Here is a 17,683-nt window from a genome sequence, read left to right as displayed (position 1 = left end):
GGGAGCAAGCTCCCTCGCCACAATGATCTTACGATCCATTCCTGCCACACATCACCAACGCCCGCCCGAAAGCCGCCTAGACTTGCAGTAACCCCTCCGACAAGGCTGTCACCATGATCTCGATGTCTTCGTTTCACGCCATGCTGATCCCGATTCTTTCCGGGATGATCATGTTGGCCATCGGCTTCAACTTTCGCGACAAGAACGCCGGTGTGTTCGCGATGTGGGTCGGCATGCTGATGATCCTCGCCACCGTGATCTACAAGATCCTCGCCAAACTCAACGAATAAATCCTTACGCCCGGCTCGCATTGATTTTGACGGGCTCGTACACTCGGCCGATTCGCTCATCCGAGGTTGACCGCCTAGTGTTCGCTCGTCTTTTTGCCCTGCCTTGTTTGTTCCTTGTCTGCCTGATGACGCTGCTGCCGCTGACGCCTGCCCAGGCGGCCGGCTTGCCGGGGCTGCTCAGCGGCTCGGCGAAAACCCAGCCCGAAGCGCAAGCTCCACTGGGGCAGTCGCTGGACGAAGTCATCAAGTCGCTGGAAAACGATCAGCAGCGGACCAAACTCCTGGCGGACCTGAAAAAGCTGCGCGACGTCAGCAAAAAAGCCCAACCGACCACAGAAGAAGGCGTGCTGGGCTTGATCGGCGGCACCCTGGCCAGTTTCGAAAAGCAATTTTCCGGCGCCGACAGCCCCCTCACTCGCTGGTCCGAAGAAGTCAACCTGGCCAAGGATGAACTGGTGGCACTCATGCTGCCGGCCAATGAATGGCTGCCCATCATCTTTGCCTTCGCCATGATCCTGATGGTCTGGAGCTTGCTGGCCGCCGCCCTGATCTGGCTCGGCCACCGGGTGCGCATGCGCTTCGGCCTCACCGAAGAACTGCCGCAACACCCCAAGGCCCTGGACATGCTGCGCTTTGCCTTGCGCAAACTCGGGCCGTGGATGATCGCCCTGGTCATGACGGTATACATGACCTACGCCCTGCCCTCGTCATTGGGCAAAAGCCTGGCCATGGTGCTGGCTTATGCGCTGGTGGTCGGTACCTGTTTCTCGGCGATCTGCGTCATCGCGTTTTCCCTGCTCGATGGCCCGCATCGTCATCGCGCCCTGTACATCCTGCGGCATCAGGCCTTCCGCCCGTTGTGGCTGATCGGCAGTTTCGCCGCCTTCGGTGAAGCCCTGAACGACCCGCGCCTGATCGCCAGCCTAGGTGAACATCTGGCCCATACGGCGGCGACGTTCGCCAATGTACTGGCGGCGATCTTCACAGGTTTTTTCATTCTGCGTTTCCGCCGGCCCATCGCGCATCTGATCCGCAACCAGCCGCTGTCTCGGCGCCTGACCCGCCGCGCCTTGAGCGACACGATCGAAATCCTCGGGACGTTCTGGTATCTGCCGGCGCTGGTGCTGGTGGGCATCTCGCTGTTCGCCACCTTCGTCTCTGCCGGCGACACCAGCACCGCGCTGCGTCAGTCGCTGATCTGTACCGTGCTGCTGGTGTTGTGCATGGTCATCAACGGGCTGGTGCGCCGTCATTCACTCAAGCCTCAACGCGGCCCCAAGCGCCATGCGCTGTATTCGGATCGTCTGAAAAGCTTCTTCTACACCCTCGCCCATCTGCTGGTATGGCTGGCGTTCATCGAACTCGGCCTGCGGGTCTGGGGCATGTCGCTGATTCGCTTCACCGAAGGCGAAGGGCATGAAGTCAGCGTCAAACTGTTCAGCCTCGGCGGCACGCTGATTTTTGCCTGGCTGATCTGGATCCTCAGTGACACCGCCGTGCACCACGCCCTAACCCGCTCGCGCAAAGGCCTGGCCAATGCCCGCGCGCAGACGATGATGCCGCTGATCCGCAACGTGCTGTTCGTGGCGATTTTCATCATTGCGCTGATCGTCGCCCTGGCGAACATGGGCATGAACGTCACGCCGCTGCTGGCCGGTGCCGGCGTCATCGGCCTGGCCATCGGCTTCGGCGCGCAATCGCTGGTGGCCGACTTGATCACCGGGCTGTTCATCATCATCGAAGACTCCCTGGCCATCGACGACTACGTGGACGTCGGCGGCCACCTGGGCACCGTCGAAGGCCTGACCATCCGCACCGTGCGCCTGCGGGACATCGACGGCATCGTCCACACCATTCCGTTCAGTGAAATCAAAAGCATCAAGAACTACTCCCGAGAGTTCGGCTACGCGATCTTCCGGGTGGCGGTGCCCTCGAACATGGACATCGACGAGGCGATCAAGCTGATGCGCGACGTCGGCCAGAAAATGCGCACCGACCCGCTGCAACGGCGCAACATCTGGTCGCCGCTGGAGATTCAGGGGGTCGAAAGTTTCGAGTCCGGCAATGCGATTCTGCGCGCGCGCTTCAAGACCGCGCCGATCAAGCAGTGGGAAGTGTCCCGGGCGTTCAACCTGTCGCTCAAGCGGCATCTGGATGAGGCCGGACTGGATCTGGCGACACCGCGCATGAGCATTCAGGTGATCACCCCCGGTGGCGAACAATCTGCGTAGGTGGGATTCAAACCACATCCACCCCGACATGAATCGCATCATGGCGCCAAAACTCCAGGTCACAATCGATCAGCCGCTGGTGCTGATCGTAGTTGACCCGGGCAATCCGCAACCCCGGGCTGCCCACCGACACCCGTAAAGCCGCCGCGGCGTCCACCGACAACGCGGTCGGCACGATCTCGAAGCGCACCCGCCCGTAGTGCAAGTCGTAATGCCGCGCATACAGTTCGGTCATCGACTGATTCAGATCGAAATCCAGGATCCCCGGAAAATACTGCGGGTTCAGGTAGTGCTCCACATACAGCACCAATCGCCCGTCAATCCGTCGCGAGCGGCAGATCTGGATCACGCTCGACAGCGCCGGCAACTGGAGCCAGGCACATACCGCCGCTGACGCCGGTTGCAAACGCGCGGAAATCACCTCGGTGGACGGCACCCGCCCCTGGGCGCTGACCATCGCGTGAAAGTGGCTGCGTTGCATCAGGTTATAAGCCAGCCGTGGTGGCGACACGAACCAGCCGCGCCGCTCCTCGCGATAAATCTGGCCCTGGGCCTCCAACTGCAACAACGCCTCACGCACGGTAATCCGCGTGGTACCGAACAACTCACTGAGCTTGCGCTCGGCCGGCAACTTGCTCCCGGGCGCCAACAGCCCGTGGTCGAGCTGTTCTTGCAGAACCTGCCCGATCGCTGTCACCGCTTTGGTTGTCTCGATGCGCATCAACGTTACCTATCTGGACTAGACCAGCACTGATTCAGGGCAGAACCGCGATTGAAACCGGGCTCCATCAATTGCCTGCAAGCCTAGGCACTGCAGATGACTGACAGATGACAAAGCCGCCGAACGGTTGCTTCAGACACCTGCAATTTCATGGCCAAGTCCCTTTCATATCAGCCCTTTAGCCATGGTCTACGCTTATCTCGCACCCCGCGTATCCGAGCGCAGGAAATTCAGGCCGACCGGTCGTCGACATCAAAATGTCATCCAGGACGCCTAAATTGGCTCAGGTATTGCTGACCTAGACCAACACAACCGCAATCGCAGCGTTGAAAACGCCCAAAGGAGCTTCGGATGAAACAGTTTTTCCTGGCATCACTGTTAGGCTCGACCATTGCCCTGTGCACTGCCGCCATGGCGGCGGATACCGATCTGAAAACACTCGAAGCCGCTGCGAAAGCGGAAGGCGCCGTCAACAGCGTCGGCATGCCCGATGACTGGGCCAACTGGAAAGGCACCTGGGAGGACCTAGCCAAGAAATACGGCCTGAAACACATCGACACCGACATGAGTTCGGCCCAGGAAATCGCCAAGTTCGCCGCCGAAAAAGACAACGCCACAGCCGACATCGGCGACGTCGGTGCCGCCTTCGGCCCGATCGCGGTCAAGCAGGGCGTGGTGCAACCTTACAAGCCGAGTACTTGGGCACAGGTTCCGGACTGGGCCAAGGACAAGGACGGTAACTGGGCACTGGCCTACACCGGCTCCATCGCGTTCATCATCAATAAAAAGCTGCTGCACGGTTCCGAAGCACCGACCAAATGGGCCGACCTCAAGAGCGGCAAGTACAAAGTCTCCATCGGTGACGTAAGCACCGCAGCCCAGGCTGCCAACGGCGTACTGGCCGCCGCCCTCGCCAATGGCGGTGACGAGAAAAACATTCAGCCAGCCCTGTTGCTGTTCGCAGACATCGCCAAGCAAGGCCGCCTGTCCATGGCCAACCCGACGATCGCCACCATGGAAAAGGGTGAAATCGAAGTCGGCGTGGTCTGGGACTTCAACGGCCTGAGCTACAAGGCCAAGATGGCGAATCCGGATGACTACACCGTGCTGATTCCATCCGATGGCTCGGTGATTTCCGGCTACACCACCATCATCAACAAATACGCCAAGCACCCGAACGCCGCCAAACTGGCCCGCGAATACATCTTCAGCGACGCTGGCCAGATCAACCTGGCAAAAGGCAACGCCCGTCCAATTCGCGCCGAGCATTTGACTCTGCCGGAAGAGGTCAAGGCCAAGCTGCTGCCTAACGAACAGTACAAAAAGGTCACGCCGATCAAAGACGCCGACGCGTGGGAAAAGACCTCCAAGTCGCTGCCGCAGAAGTGGCAGGAAGAAGTCATCATCAATATGCCGTAAGGCGGTCAATCCCCATTTGGAACTCCGATGGAGATCCAAATGGGGGAGCGGGCCTGTGGCGAGGGAGCTTGCCCCCGTTCGAGTGCGCAGCGCTCGTAGATACTGGGTCCGCTGCGCGGCCCAACGGGGCGATGCGGCGGTCCGACAAGCCCCCTCGCCACACAAGCCCGCTCCCACAAGGGATTGGTTGCGTACTTGAATCATCTGTTTTTGCGGAGTCCCACCCCCCATGAAGCACAACGTCATCCTTGTCGTGCTCGACGGCCTCAATTACGAAGTCGCGCGCCACGCCATGGGGCATCTGCAGGCTTACGTTGGCGCAGGACGCGCGGCGCTCTACAAACTGGAATGTGCACTGCCGGCCCTGTCCCGACCACTTTACGAATGCATCCTGACCGGCGTTGCGCCGATCGACAGCGGCATCGTTCACAACAACGTCTCGCGCCTGTCCAACCAGCGCAGCATCTACCATTACGCCACCGACGCTGGTCTGAAAACCGCCGCCGCGGCCTATCACTGGGTCAGCGAGTTGTATAACCGTTCACCGTTCGTGGCCGCCCGGGACCGTCACACCGACGACCCGAAACTGCCGATCCAGCACGGTCACTTCTACTGGAACGACCACTACCCGGATTCGCACCTGTTCGCCGACGCGGAAAACCTGCGCCTGCGCCACGCGCCGAACTTTCTGTTGGTCCACCCCATGAACATCGACGACGCCGGGCACAAGCACGGCCTCGACACCCCGCAATACCGCAACAGCGCCCGCTCGGCGGACGTCATCCTCGCCGACTACCTGCAAGGCTGGCTCGACGCCGGATACCAAGTGCTGGTGACTGCCGACCACGGCATGAACAACGACCGCTCGCACAACGGCCTGCTGCCTGAAGAACGCGAAGTGCCGCTGTTCGTCCTCGGCGACGCCTTCAGCTTCAACCAAGGCGCTGCACCGAAACAAACCGAACTGTGCGGCACCGTCTGCGAACTGCTGGGCGTGCCCCACGACAAACCTGTGTGCCGGGAGCTGCTCAAGTGAATGCCATGACCCGCGGTAAATGGCTGGCCGCTCTGTGCCTGGTGCCCTTCGCGATTTTCTTCTTCGTGTTCGAGATCGCCCCGCTGCTCTGGGTGATGATCAACAGCCTGCAATCGGAAGAGTTCGGTTGGGGCCTGGCCAACTTCAGCAAAATATTCAATTCGAAGTTCTATTTGCAGGCGATCCAATACAGCCTCGAGATCAGTTTCTGGTCCAGCGTATTCGGCATCGTCATTGCCGTGCTCGGCGCCTACTCCCTGCGTCGGGTCGACTCGAAACTGCGCAACTTCGTGAATGCCTTCGCCAACATGACCAGCAACTTCGCCGGTGTGCCCCTGGCCTTCGCGTTCATCATCTTGCTGGGGTTCAACGGCACCTTCACCATCATGCTGAAACAGGCCGGAATCATTCAGGATTTCAACCTGTACTCGAAAACCGGGCTGATCATTCTCTACACCTACTTCCAGATTCCCCTGGGCGTGCTGTTGCTCTACCCGGCCTTCGATGCCCTGCGCGAAGACTGGCGTGAGTCCGCCGCCTTGCTCGGCGCCAACGGCTGGCAATTCTGGCGACACATCGGTCTGCCGGTGCTGACCCCGGCGCTGCTGGGCACATTCGTGATTCTGCTGGCCAACGCCCTTGGCGCCTACGCCACGGTCTACGCGCTGACCACCGGCAACTTCAACGTGTTGCCGATCCGTATCGCGGCGATGGTGTCCGGCGACATATCCCTCGACCCGAACCTCGCCAGCGCCTTGGCCGTGGTGCTGGTGGCGTTGATGACCCTGGTGACCATCGTGCATCAGCTGCTGTTGAAGAGGAGCTACCATGTCTCGCGCTGAACTGGGGCCCGTCGGTATCTACCACCGGGTCATCGTGTATTTGCTGTTTGCCATTCTGTTATTGCCGCTGCTCGGAACCTTGATCTACTCGATCGCCAGCAGTTGGTCGGCGACGATTATGCCCAGCGGCTTTACCTTCAAGTGGTACATCCAGCTATGGAGCGATCCACGTTTTCTCGACGCATTCGGTCAGTCGTTGCTGGTTTGTATCGGCTCGCTGATTCTGTCGGTGGTGCTGATCCTGCCACTGCTGTTCGTGGTGCATTACCACTTCCCGAAGCTCGACGCGCTGATGAACATCCTGATCCTGCTGCCCTTCGCGGTGCCGCCGGTGGTGTCGTCGGTGGGGCTGTTGCAGCTCTACGGTTCGGGGCCGTTCGCGATGGTGGGTACGCCATGGATTCTGATCGGTTGCTACTTCACCGTGGCGCTGCCGTTCATGTACCGGGCGATCACCAACAACCTGCAAGCGATCAACCTGCGCGACCTGATGGACGCCGCGCAACTGCTCGGCGCCAGCACTTGGCAAGCAGCCTTCCTGGTGGTGTTGCCGAACCTGCGCAAGGGGCTGATGGTCGCGTTGCTGCTGTCCTTCTCGTTCCTGTTCGGTGAGTTCGTGTTCGCCAACATCCTCGTCGGCACCCGCTACGAAACCCTGCAGGTCTACCTCAACAACATGCGCAACAGCAGCGGCCACTTCACCAGTGCGCTGGTGATTTCCTACTTCTTCTTTGTGCTGGTTCTGACCTGGGTGGCCAATATCTTGAACAAGGACAAAAGCGAATGAGCTATGTAAGCGTCCAACATCTTCAGAAAGATTACTCAGGCACCACCGTCTTCAGCGACATCAACTGCGAAATCAGGAAAGGCGAATTCGTCACCCTGCTCGGCCCGTCCGGTTGCGGCAAGTCCACGCTGCTGCGTTGCATCGCTGGCCTGACCTCGGTGGACGGTGGCCAGATTCTGCTGGAAGGTCACGACCTCGTCCCACTGAGCCCGCAGAAACGCGGAATCGGCATGGTGTTCCAAAGTTATGCGCTGTTCCCGAACATGACCGTGGAGCAGAACGTCGCCTTCGGTTTACGCATGCAGAAGGTCAACGCCGACGACAGCCAAAAACGCGTCGCCGAAGTGCTGAGACTGGTAGAACTCAATGACTTCGCCGCCCGCTACCCGCATCAGCTGTCCGGTGGCCAGTGCCAGCGTGTCGCTCTCGCTCGTTCGTTGGTGACCCGGCCTCGGCTGTTGTTGCTGGATGAGCCGCTGTCGGCGCTGGATGCGCGGATTCGCAAGCACTTGCGCGAACAGATCCGTCAGATCCAGCGCGAACTCGGCCTGACCACGATCTTCGTCACGCACGATCAGGAAGAAGCCCTGACCATGTCTGACCGAATCTTCCTGATGAATCAGGGAAAGATCGTACAGAGTGGCGATGCCGAAACCCTCTACACCGCGCCCGTCGACGTGTTCGCCGCAGGCTTCATCGGCAACTACAACCTGCTGGACGCCGACAGTGCCAGCAAACTGCTGCAACGGCCGATCACCCACCGCATCGCGATTCGCCCGGAGGCCATCGAGCTGAGCCTGAACGGCGAACTCGACGCACAGGTGCGCAGCCACAGCCTGTTGGGCAACGTAATTCGCTACCGGGTGGAGGCCCGGGGGGTGGAATTGGTGGTGGATGTGCTGAACCGCTCGGCGTCCGACCTGCATCCCGATGGTCAGCGCCTGGCACTTTCCATCGATCCGACAGCCCTGTGTGAGGTAGCCTGATGACCTTGCTGATGTTGAAGAGAGAACCGTACTGATGGCCCTGGCAATTTTTGATCTGGACGAAACCCTGATCCACGGCGACTGCGCCTCGCTATGGAGCGAACAGATGGCCCGCCTCGGCTGGGTCGATGGCGAATCCTTCCTGCGTCGCGACAAGGAATTGATGGATGCCTACGGCAGGGGCCACCTGGCCATGGAGGACTACATGGCCTTCAGCCTGGAGCCGCTGATCGGTCGCACGCCGCAAGAGCTCGAGCACTTGGTGGCGCCCTGGGTCGAAGATTTCATCGAACCGATCATCTTCAGCGACGCCACCAAAGCCATCGCCGCCCACCGCAAGGCCGGCGACCGGATTCTGGTGATCTCGGCCTCGGGCACGCATTTGGTCAAGCCGATTGCCGACCGTCTGGGCATCGACGAGATTCTCGGCATCGAACTGGAAGTGGCGCACGGGGTGTACAGCGGCAACACGGTTGGCACCCTGACCTACCGCGAAGGCAAGATCACCCGCTTGCTGGAATGGCTGGACGCCGAAGAGGAAAACCTTGAAGGCGCGAGTTTCTATTCCGATTCACGCAACGATCTGCCGCTGCTGCTGAAGGTGGATTTCCCGCATGTGGTGAATCCGGATCCAGTGTTGCTCGAACACGCCGAAAAAGCCGGCTGGCCGATCCATATCTGGAAATAACCCGGATCCCCTGTGGCGAGGGAGCTTGCTCCCGCTGGGCCGCGAAGCGGCCCTGAAATCAGTCACTGTGGCTAGCCAGGTAAAACCGGTTTTCAGGTTTTGCGGCTGCTTCGCAACCGAGCGGGAGCAAGCTCCCTCGCCACAAAGGCACTCACAGGTTCATGTTGTCAGCTCAGGCTGTCGTCAATCACCAGCACCAGCTTGCCCGACACCTGATTGGTCGCCAGCTCCGCAAACGCCGCTTCGGCGTCCTCGATCGCAAACGTCCTGGCCAGTTGCGGGCTCAAACGCCCTTCGGCAAACAGCGGCCAGACGTGCTGGCTGAGATCGCTGAACAAATCGGCCTTGAACTGCTCGTCGCGATTGCGCAGGGTCGAACCCAGCAGTTGCACGCGCTTGGCCAGCACCTGCGCCAGATCCAGCTGCGCTTCACGACCGCCCATCAAACCGATCAACACCCAACGGCCATCGCGAGCCAGCAACTTGAGGTTCAGCGCCGCATAGTTGCCACCCACCGGATCCAGGATCACATCGAACGGCCCCAGATCGTTCAAACGCTCCAGATCCTTATTGCGCACCACCCCACCCTGGGCACCCAGCGCTTCACAGTAGGCCAGACGATCCTCGGAGCCGACGCTGACCCAGCACGGGTTACCAAACGCCTTGCACAGCTGAATGGCAGCTGAACCGATTCCACTTGCTCCGGCATGCAGAAGAACTTTCTCACCCGGTTTGAGCGAAGCCAGTTGAAACAAATTCAGCCAGACGGTCGCATACACTTCCGGCAACGCCGCGGCCTCGGCCAGGGACAATCCTTCGGGAACCGGCAACACATGCCGTCCGTCGACAACTACCTCTTCGGCCATCCCACCCCCGGCCAGCAAGGCGCAAACCCGATCTCCGACCTGCCAGGACGAGCCCGGGCCGACCTCGCTGATCACCCCCGAACACTCAAGACCCAGTGCTTGACTGGCTCCCGGCGGTGGCGGATACAGGCCCGCTTTCTGCAACAAATCGGCTCGATTGAGTCCCGCTGCCGCCACTCGGATACGAACTTGTCCTACATCGCACGTAGGACTCGGCTCCTCAACCCACTCCACTCGCCCCTCAACGCCTTGCAATGCTTTCACAGTGCCTCCATAGTGAGTCTGGACTGAGCCCGAAGCTATAGCGCCGGGCTTTCTTGCATTATGCGACCGGCCCTTGTGGGAACCGGCGACTTCAAAGACGGCCTAATATGCGTGATCAATTGTCCCCGCGTCGAATCAGCATGAAGCATTTTTTCCCCAGCACCGCCCTCGCTCTTGTCATTGGTCTCGGTCTCTTGCCGATGTCGAGCAATTCGTTCGCAGCCAACAGCTGGGACAAGCTTCAGCCCGATCGCGACGAAGTCATCGCCAGTCTGAACGTCGTCGAATTGCTCAAGCGTCACCATTACAGCAAGCCGCCGCTCGACGATGCGCGCTCCGCGATCATCTACGACAGCTACCTCAAGCTGCTGGATCCATCGCGCAGCTACTTCATGGCCAGTGACATTGCCGAATTCGACAAATGGAAAACCCAGTTTGACGACTTCCTCAAGAGCGGCGACCTGAACGCCGGGTTCACCATCTACAAGCGCTATCTGGATCGCGTCAAGGCGCGTCTGGACTTTGCCCTTGCCGAGCTGAACAAGGGCGTCGACAAGATCGACTTCACCACCAAGGAAACCTTGCTGGTCGACCGCAAGGATGCCCCTTGGCTCAAGACCACCGCCGAGCTCGACGACCTGTGGCGCAAACGCGTCAAGGACGAAGTGCTGCGGATGAAGATCTCTGGCAAAGAGCCGAAGCAGATTCAGGAAACCCTGACCAAGCGTTACAAGAATCAGCTGGTGCGTCTGGACCAGACCCGCGCGGAAGATATCTTCCAGGCGTACATCAACACCTTCGCCATGTCGTACGACCCGCATACCAACTATCTGTCGCCGGATAACGCGGAGAACTTCGACATCAACATGAGCCTGTCCCTGGAGGGCATCGGCGCCGTGTTGCAGAGCGATAACGATCAAGTCAAAGTCGTGCGCCTGGTGCCTGCCGGCCCGGCCGACAAGACCAAGCAGGTGGCTCCGGCCGACAAGATCATCGGCGTGGCCCAGGGCAACAAAGAGATGGTCGACGTGGTCGGCTGGCGCCTGGACGAAGTGGTCAAACTGATTCGTGGGCCGAAAGGCACCGTGGTGCGCCTGGAAGTGATTCCGGCCAGCAATGCGCCGAATGACCAGACCAGCAAGATCGTGCCGATCACCCGCGAAGCGGTGAAGCTTGAAGATCAGGCGGTGAAGAAGTCGATCCTCAGCCTCAAGCAGGATGGCAAGGACTACAAGCTCGGCGTCATCGAGATCCCGGCCTTCTACCTGGACTTCAAGGCCTTCCGTGCCGGCGATCCGGACTACAAGAGCACCACCCGCGACGTCAAGAAGCTGCTGACCGAACTGCAGAAAGACAAGGTCGACGGCGTGGTCATCGACCTGCGCAACAACGGCGGCGGTTCCCTGCAGGAAGCCACCGAACTGACCAGCCTGTTCATCGACAAAGGTCCGACCGTGCTGGTGCGTAACGCCGACGGCCGGGTCGATGTACTGGAAGATGAAAACCCGGGCGCGTTCTACAAAGGCCCGATGGCGTTGCTGGTCAACCGTTTGTCCGCCTCGGCGTCGGAGATCTTCGCCGGTGCGATGCAGGACTATCACCGTGCACTGATCATCGGCGGCCAGACCTTCGGCAAAGGCACCGTGCAGACCATTCAGCCGCTGAACCATGGCGAACTGAAACTGACCCTGGCCAAGTTCTACCGGGTTTCCGGCCAGAGCACCCAGCATCAGGGCGTACTGCCGGACATCGATTACCCGTCGATCATCGACACCAAGGAAATCGGCGAAAGCGCCCTGCCGGAAGCGATGCCGTGGGACACCATCCGTGCGGCCATCAAGCCGGCGGTCGACCCGTTCAAACCGTACATCACGCAGCTCAAGTCCGAGCATGATATGCGCTCGGCCAAAGACGCGGAGTTCGTGTTCATCCGCGACAAACTGGCCCTGGCCCAGAAGCTGATGGCCGAAAAAACCGTCAGCCTCAATGAAGCCGACCGTCGTGCACAACACGCCGATATCGAAGCCAAGCAACTGGCCATGGAAAACATCCGTCGCAAGGCCAAGGGTGAAGAGCCGCTCAAAGAGCTGAAGAAAGAAGACGAAGATGCCATCGCGGCCGAGCCGGACAAGACCAAACCAGAAGACGACGCCTACCTGAGCGAGACCGGGCGGATTCTGCTGGATTACTTGAAACTCAACACTGCGGTCGCCAAGCACTAAGTGCTTACAATCAGGATGATGGCAATTTAGTGCTGACGCTCCCCGGAGTGTCATCAAATAGACATCATTCTGTCGTGAAATAAAGGACTGGGAGCTTTGCGCTCCCAGTCCTTTTTTTATCGCCAGAGATCGCCATGACCACAACCGAACAGCTGAGTGCCTTGAGCTCAATACTGACTCAAAGCGGTTTGCACAGCCTGTTCCAGCCGATCATTTCTCTCTCCGAACGACAAATCATCGGCTACGAAGCCCTCAGCCGTGGCCCCTCCAACAGCCCGCTGCACTCCCCCATTGCCCTGTTCGCGGTCGCTCGCCAGGCCGGTCGCCTCAGCGAACTGGAAATCGCTTGCCGCCAAAGCGCTTGCCGACGTTTCAATGAACAGCAACTGCCCGGCAAACTGTTCCTCAATGTATCCCCGGAATCCCTGCTCGAAGCCGCCCACCAACCCGGACGCACCCTGCAACTGCTGCAGGATTTCGGCATACCGCCGAGCCAGGTGGTGATCGAACTCACCGAACAGACCCCGACCGACGATTTCCAGTTGCTGCAAACCGCCCTGCATCACTATCGGGCGATGGGTTTTTCGATTGCACTGGATGATCTGGGCGCGGGTTATTCAAGCTTGCGGCTGTGGTCTGAATTGCGGCCGGATTACGTCAAGATCGATCGGCACTTCATCGACGGCATCCATCAGGACGCGCTCAAACGTGAATTCGTCGGCTCGATCCTGCAGATCGCCAAGGCGTCCCGGGCAAAAGTGATCGCCGAAGGCATCGAATTGCCAGAAGAACTCGCCGTGCTGACCGAAATGGGCGTCGATCTTGTGCAAGGCTATCTGCTCTGCCGGCCCCAGGAGCATCCGCCCCGCGATGCCCGAACCTTGATGCCCAAACCAACCAGCGCCGCAGCGATGCTGAACGAGGACGCCAGTGACCTCAGCGCCCTGCTCAACGACCAACCGGCGATGGCCAGCGACACCCCGACCGCCACCGTACTGGAAGCCTTCCGCCGCCAGGCCAACCTGAACTCCCTGGCGGTGCTCGACAAGCAAGGCCGGCCGTGCGGCATCGTTCACCGTCATTCGCTTTCGGATGCCCTGCTCAAGCCCTTCGCCACCGACCTGTTCGCCCGCAAACCCATCAGCCGCTTGATGAGCGACGACTTCCTCGCCGTGGAACTGAGCCAGTCGCTGCAACAGGTCAGCCGCTTGATCACCAGCCGCGCCCGCCAACGCATCGAAGAAGACTTCATCATCACCCTCAACGGCGGCTATCTGGGCCTGGGCCGAGTGATCGACGTGCTCAAACTGATTACCGAACTGAAAATCCAGCAAGCCCGCTACGCCAACCCGCTAACCCTGCTGCCGGGCAACGTACCAATCCAGCAATGCCTGACACGGCTGCTGCAACAGGAACGGGAATCGGTGATCTGCTACGTGGACATCGACAGCTTCAAACCTTTCAACGACATCTACGGCTACGGTCGCGGGGATGAAGTCCTACTGTGCCTGGCGCAATGCCTGAACGACCGCGTCGACCCATCCCGCGACTTCGTCGGCCATATCGGCGGCGACGACTTCCTGCTGGTGCTCGGCCCGGAAGACTGGCGCAAACGCCTCAACCAACTGCTGGACGACTTCCACAGCCAATGCCGACGCTTCTACCGCAGCGAACACCTGGAAGCCGGCTGCTTCATCGCCCCCAACCGCCAGGGCGTAAGACAGGAGTTCCCGCTGCTGTCCCTGTCCATCGGCGTGGTGCACCTGCATCCACAGGCCTGCGGACAGCTCGACGCGAGCCAACTGGCGGAAATGGCCTCGCAGGCCAAACACCACGCCAAGAATGTGCCGGGGTATAGCGTGCATGTGATTGATAGCCTGGCGGTGCCAGTCGGCGAAGAGACACTGATCTCAGGCCGGCGGTGATCACCAAAAAAATCGCAGCCTTCGGCAGCGCCCACAGGCGCGCAGGAGCTGCCAAAGGTTGCGATCTTTTGATCTTGCTCTTGTGTGGCGAGGGAGCTTGCTCCCGCTGGGCTGCGCAGCAGCCCCAACCACCACAACTCCCACCCTGTGGCGAGGGGGCTTGCCCCCGTTGGGCTGCGGAGCGGCCCCAAAACCTGCATTCCGGATTTGTCAGCTACACTGCGGGGCTTGGTTTGGCGACCGCTTCGCAGTCGAACGGGGCCAAGCCCCCTCGCCAAAAAAACCACTCGGTTCTAGTCCGAAGATCGAGCCCGCAACCGCCGCCCAATCACATCCAGCACATCACAGCCATCGCGCAGTGGAATGGCACAGAGCAAGGCAAAGTCGCTGAGGATCATCGAATCGCACTCGACTGAACCACGCATGGACAGGTTCTCAAGCACTTGGGTGACGGCGCGAATTCGGTAGCTGGCGGCTTCGGTCAAGATATCCAGCGGTGCATGGGTGTCGACAAACAGGGTGGGCATGTCGGTGCAGTTGCTGGTCAACGCCATGAAGCGGTTTTTGGGGTGGGGAATTGGTTTTTCGTAGGGTGGATCAGGATGAAGTGTTGGCATTTGAGACCTTCCGATGAAAATGGGAGCTGCCAAAAGCCTTCCTACAGGCTTGGGTGGCAGCTATACGCGGGGTAGGAATACCGAGCATCGGAAACTCGACCACGCCGAAACGTGCCCGCGCATAGCCGCCGCGACAGATATTACGGACGCACATAGACGGCCGCAAATCTGACTTCGATTGCTAACGCATTACCGATGCTCAAAGGGTTCCTACACCCCCTCACTGATATTCAGTGACCACTAAAGCCTATCGATTGAACTCACTGCGCACCAGCTCACGAAAACCGCCACAACTTGAAGGAAACTTCCGAAGACCTTGCCCAGAAATTTCGCTCAAAAAAGGCAAACGTGGGGGAAGGCTTCGCTGAAGCCTGGGTTGATTTCTCCACCTTGGGTAGGTCGGTTTCGACCTATAGCTGCCGGTGGCGACAGGCAGAAATCGACCCGAAGCTGCCCGTTGAATCAGGCTGCAATCGGCCGCAGTCACCGGCAAGCAGCAGTTCGTAACTGTTATCCGATGCAAAGTTTGGCCATTGAATTTATAAAGGCGGCAAAGCACCGTATCAGGACGCCGTAAAGGTATTTTCCATCGGCCAGCGCATTTCCAGATGTTCAGTCAAATAATTCATAAAAGCTTTGACCTTGGGTGTGATGGCGGCGCGTTCCTGGACGCATACATAAATATCGAGCGGTTCAGCGTAGGCATAAGTTGAAGCGTGGCGATGTTCAAACAGAGGAACGAGTTGGCCACTTTCGATAAAGGGCGCCGCCACGAACTCCGCCAAACGGGTTATTCCCGCGCCACGGACGGCCATTTGGGCTAGAGCGTCAACATCGTCGCTGATTGCGGTCGCATTGAGAGTAGCGTCGTAACGTTGGCCATCCCGGATAAAACCCCAACGTAGAAAGCGTCCGTCTAGTGGGTAGCGAAACGGTAGACAGGCATGGTGCTGGAGTTCTTCAGGATCGCGTGGCCAGCCGGCTCGTTCCAAATAGATGGGTGACGCGCAGATGATAAAAGGGACTGAAACGATCTTGCGAGCGACGATCCCCTCTTCTAGTTGTGGTTTTATCCGCAGGCTCAGATCAATGCCTTCTTGAATATGATTAATTTTGCGATCTGTGGTTGAGAGTTCAAGTATCAGGCGTGGGTAACGTGCAGCGAAGCCGGCGATTAGTGGCGCCAACACATGCCGCCCGAAAGCGGAGGTAGAAGCGATGCACAGTCGCCCTTGGAGTTGAGTCTGCGCGCTGGTGATCGCGCTTTGCGCCGATTCGAGATCACGCGCTATACGTTTCACTTTTTCGTAGTACACCATGCCGCTTTCGGTTAACGCCATGCTACGCGTGGTGCGCTGGAGAAGGCGCGTACCCAGGTGGGTTTCCAAGCGATTTAGGGTCTGGCTAATGGCTGCCGCACTGACGCCCAGGGTTTTGGCCGCGCCCACGATGGAGCCCGCTTCAACCACCTTGATAAAGCTAGCAATCGCCCCTAACAGGTTCATCTTTGTTCCAGCGAGAAGAGTCATTCATAAGATTTTGTTTATAAAGCAACCACTGCTAGCCGTCTAGTTGCTAATTTTTGATCTTGCTATGGTGTTCATCACCTACCAATCGAAGATCAAAAAGGTCTGATATGAATCCAAAAACATCCTCTAAAGCTCTATTTTTCAACCAACGCAAGCTCTCGGTTCGCGCTACGCCTTATGTTTTCGCACTGTATATGGCCACCATCATGGCGCTCTTGATGTCATTCGTGATCACCGCGGCAAATTCCGGTATTGAGAATGATTACCTAAGTAATGCGCTGCACGCCTATAAATTGGCCATGCCAGTGGCATTCCTGTGCATACTCGTCGTTCGCCCCATTGTGCTCAAACTGGTGTCTTTGACTGTACACCCACATCGTTAAGGGCGGCCGCTTGCGGCCCAATTGATGGGGCGTTGTGGACAACCCTATTGGGTCGACTGTTGCCGGCCTCCATAGGTCGGAGTCGACCTAAAGCTGACACTGTCCGCAGTCAGCTTCGAGTCTTCTCTCGATCCAGCAGGTTGTGGGCTATTCAGCGACGCCACGATCCCTCGGGCAATTCGACCTGCCGATGGGCCGCCGCCAAGGCAACCTTCAACCCCTCTTTATCCAGCGGTATGCAGTAGGCGGGTTTAGCCCGTTCGAATCGCCAGCTTTCATCAAGACTGCCCGCATCTACCGCGTCGAATCCAATCTCGTCCAGTAACTTGATCACCAGCGCTTTCGCCGCCGGATCATCCGCCGCGATCGGCAGTGCGCGTCGGTCGGGCGCTGCTTTCGGGCGCGCGTCCTGCACCAGGTCCTGGGCGAGGATTGCATTGAACACCTTGACCACGCTGGAGTGGGGCAGGTGCTCGGCGAGCAAGCGGCTGGTGGTGGTTTCGAATCGGTCGAGAGCGGCAATGTGACCGTCGCGCTCCGGGTAGTAGTTATTGGCATCCAGCACGGTTTTGCCCTCTAGCCACTTGGCTGGCACGCTTCGGTAATGCTCAAGAGGAATTGCCACGAGTACAACTTCGCCAAATTGTGCTGCGTCCTCGATAGTGCCGACCTGACTGCCAGGAATGCCACTGCGCACGCTGCTCATGGTCTGTGGCCCACGTGAATTGCTGAGCATCGCCTCGTGTCCCGCGGCGATGACCAATTGCGCCACTGCACGTCCGATGAAGCCTGCCCCAATAATGCCGATACGCATGTCCTTGCTCCGCTGGTTAAGTAAGAAGAAGCCATGATGATTGCCAACCAACAGCAGATAAAT

At 59.1% G+C, this 17,683-nt stretch carries 16 protein-coding genes; 11 read left to right on the top strand and 5 right to left on the bottom strand.

Annotated elements, in window-relative coordinates:
- Nucleotides 1–113 precede the first annotated feature (113 nt).
- The gene (locus AC07VO_RS28835; RefSeq protein WP_008005668.1) at nucleotides 114–290 is read left to right on the top strand and encodes a hypothetical protein; all 177 of its coding nucleotides are present in this window, start codon (nucleotides 114–116) and stop codon (nucleotides 288–290) included.
- A gap of 77 nt (nucleotides 291–367) precedes the next feature.
- Nucleotides 368–2,521: a mechanosensitive ion channel family protein gene (locus AC07VO_RS28830; protein ID WP_086945806.1), complete on the top strand. Its 2,154-nt coding sequence runs from the start codon at nucleotides 368–370 to the stop codon at nucleotides 2,519–2,521.
- Between the two features lie 7 nt (nucleotides 2,522–2,528).
- On the opposite strand, the gene AC07VO_RS28825 is transcribed toward AC07VO_RS28830, so the two are convergent.
- Nucleotides 2,529–3,242 (bottom strand): UTRA domain-containing protein, encoded by a 714-nt coding sequence (locus AC07VO_RS28825; protein WP_007940851.1) that lies wholly within the window; start codon nucleotides 3,240–3,242, stop codon nucleotides 2,529–2,531.
- A 351-nt stretch (nucleotides 3,243–3,593) separates the two neighbouring features.
- On the opposite strand from AC07VO_RS28825, the gene AC07VO_RS28820 reads away from it, so the two are divergent.
- The 6 genes from AC07VO_RS28820 to AC07VO_RS28795 all read left to right on the top strand — a co-directional run bounded on the left by AC07VO_RS28820 (nucleotide 3,594) and on the right by AC07VO_RS28795 (nucleotide 9,000).
- On the top strand, nucleotides 3,594–4,661 hold the full coding sequence (locus tag AC07VO_RS28820) for an ABC transporter substrate-binding protein (protein ID WP_018925177.1): 1,068 nt from the start codon (nucleotides 3,594–3,596) through the stop codon (nucleotides 4,659–4,661).
- Nucleotides 4,662–4,890: 229 nt separating this feature from the next.
- Nucleotides 4,891–5,697 carry an alkaline phosphatase family protein gene (locus AC07VO_RS28815; RefSeq protein ID WP_018925176.1) on the top strand — a complete coding sequence of 269 codons (807 nt, stop codon included), beginning with the start codon at nucleotides 4,891–4,893 and terminating at the stop codon, nucleotides 5,695–5,697.
- Between the two features lie 5 nt (nucleotides 5,698–5,702).
- Entirely contained in the window at nucleotides 5,703–6,539 is an 837-nt protein-coding gene (locus AC07VO_RS28810) for an ABC transporter permease (RefSeq protein ID WP_167331172.1), read from the top strand.
- On the top strand, nucleotides 6,526–7,326 hold the full coding sequence (locus AC07VO_RS28805) for an ABC transporter permease (RefSeq protein ID WP_064619278.1): 801 nt from the start codon (nucleotides 6,526–6,528) through the stop codon (nucleotides 7,324–7,326). The genes AC07VO_RS28810 and AC07VO_RS28805 overlap by 14 nt, the downstream gene beginning before the upstream one ends.
- The gene (locus AC07VO_RS28800; RefSeq protein ID WP_007936172.1) at nucleotides 7,323–8,312 is read left to right on the top strand and encodes an ABC transporter ATP-binding protein; all 990 of its coding nucleotides are present in this window, start codon (nucleotides 7,323–7,325) and stop codon (nucleotides 8,310–8,312) included. The genes AC07VO_RS28805 and AC07VO_RS28800 overlap by 4 nt, the downstream gene beginning before the upstream one ends.
- A 34-nt stretch (nucleotides 8,313–8,346) precedes the next feature.
- Entirely contained in the window at nucleotides 8,347–9,000 is a 654-nt protein-coding gene (locus AC07VO_RS28795; RefSeq protein ID WP_018925173.1) for an HAD family hydrolase, read from the top strand.
- 167 nt (nucleotides 9,001–9,167) lie between these two features.
- Here AC07VO_RS28795 and AC07VO_RS28790 read toward each other — a convergent pair whose 3' ends face one another.
- Complete coding sequence (locus AC07VO_RS28790; RefSeq protein WP_019579685.1) at nucleotides 9,168–10,130, bottom strand: zinc-binding dehydrogenase; 963 nt, start codon at nucleotides 10,128–10,130, stop codon at nucleotides 9,168–9,170.
- 140 nt (nucleotides 10,131–10,270) lie between these two features.
- On the opposite strand from AC07VO_RS28790, the gene AC07VO_RS28785 reads away from it, so the two are divergent.
- Nucleotides 10,271–12,352, top strand: a complete 2,082-nt coding sequence (locus AC07VO_RS28785; protein WP_167331168.1) for a carboxy terminal-processing peptidase — start codon at nucleotides 10,271–10,273, stop codon at nucleotides 12,350–12,352.
- A gap of 134 nt (nucleotides 12,353–12,486) precedes the next feature.
- Nucleotides 12,487–14,277, top strand: a complete 1,791-nt coding sequence (locus AC07VO_RS28780) for a bifunctional diguanylate cyclase/phosphodiesterase (protein ID WP_086945808.1) — start codon at nucleotides 12,487–12,489, stop codon at nucleotides 14,275–14,277.
- A 293-nt stretch (nucleotides 14,278–14,570) separates the two neighbouring features.
- Here the strand turns inward: AC07VO_RS28780 and AC07VO_RS28775 are convergent, their stop codons facing one another.
- Nucleotides 14,571–14,894 (bottom strand): hypothetical protein, encoded by a 324-nt coding sequence (locus tag AC07VO_RS28775; protein WP_026286336.1) that lies wholly within the window; start codon nucleotides 14,892–14,894, stop codon nucleotides 14,571–14,573.
- Between the two features lie 563 nt (nucleotides 14,895–15,457).
- Nucleotides 15,458–16,399, bottom strand: a complete 942-nt coding sequence (locus AC07VO_RS28770) for a LysR family transcriptional regulator (protein ID WP_018925644.1) — start codon at nucleotides 16,397–16,399, stop codon at nucleotides 15,458–15,460.
- Nucleotides 16,400–16,530: 131 nt separating this feature from the next.
- Here AC07VO_RS28770 and AC07VO_RS28765 point away from each other — a divergent pair, with 131 nt between their 5' ends.
- Nucleotides 16,531–16,806 carry a DUF2798 domain-containing protein gene (locus tag AC07VO_RS28765; protein ID WP_018925645.1) on the top strand — a complete coding sequence of 92 codons (276 nt, stop codon included), beginning with the start codon at nucleotides 16,531–16,533 and terminating at the stop codon, nucleotides 16,804–16,806.
- A gap of 151 nt (nucleotides 16,807–16,957) precedes the next feature.
- On the opposite strand, the gene AC07VO_RS28760 is transcribed toward AC07VO_RS28765, so the two are convergent.
- Nucleotides 16,958–17,620, bottom strand: coding sequence for an NADPH-dependent F420 reductase (locus tag AC07VO_RS28760; RefSeq protein ID WP_086945143.1), 663 nt, complete (start codon nucleotides 17,618–17,620; stop codon nucleotides 16,958–16,960).
- Nucleotides 17,621–17,683: the final 63 nt, after the last annotated feature.

Source organism: Pseudomonas sp. GW821-FHT03E01 (assembly GCF_059420765.1).
Note: the sequence above shows the minus strand (reverse complement) of the source record. Positions and strands in the feature narration are given on the sequence as shown.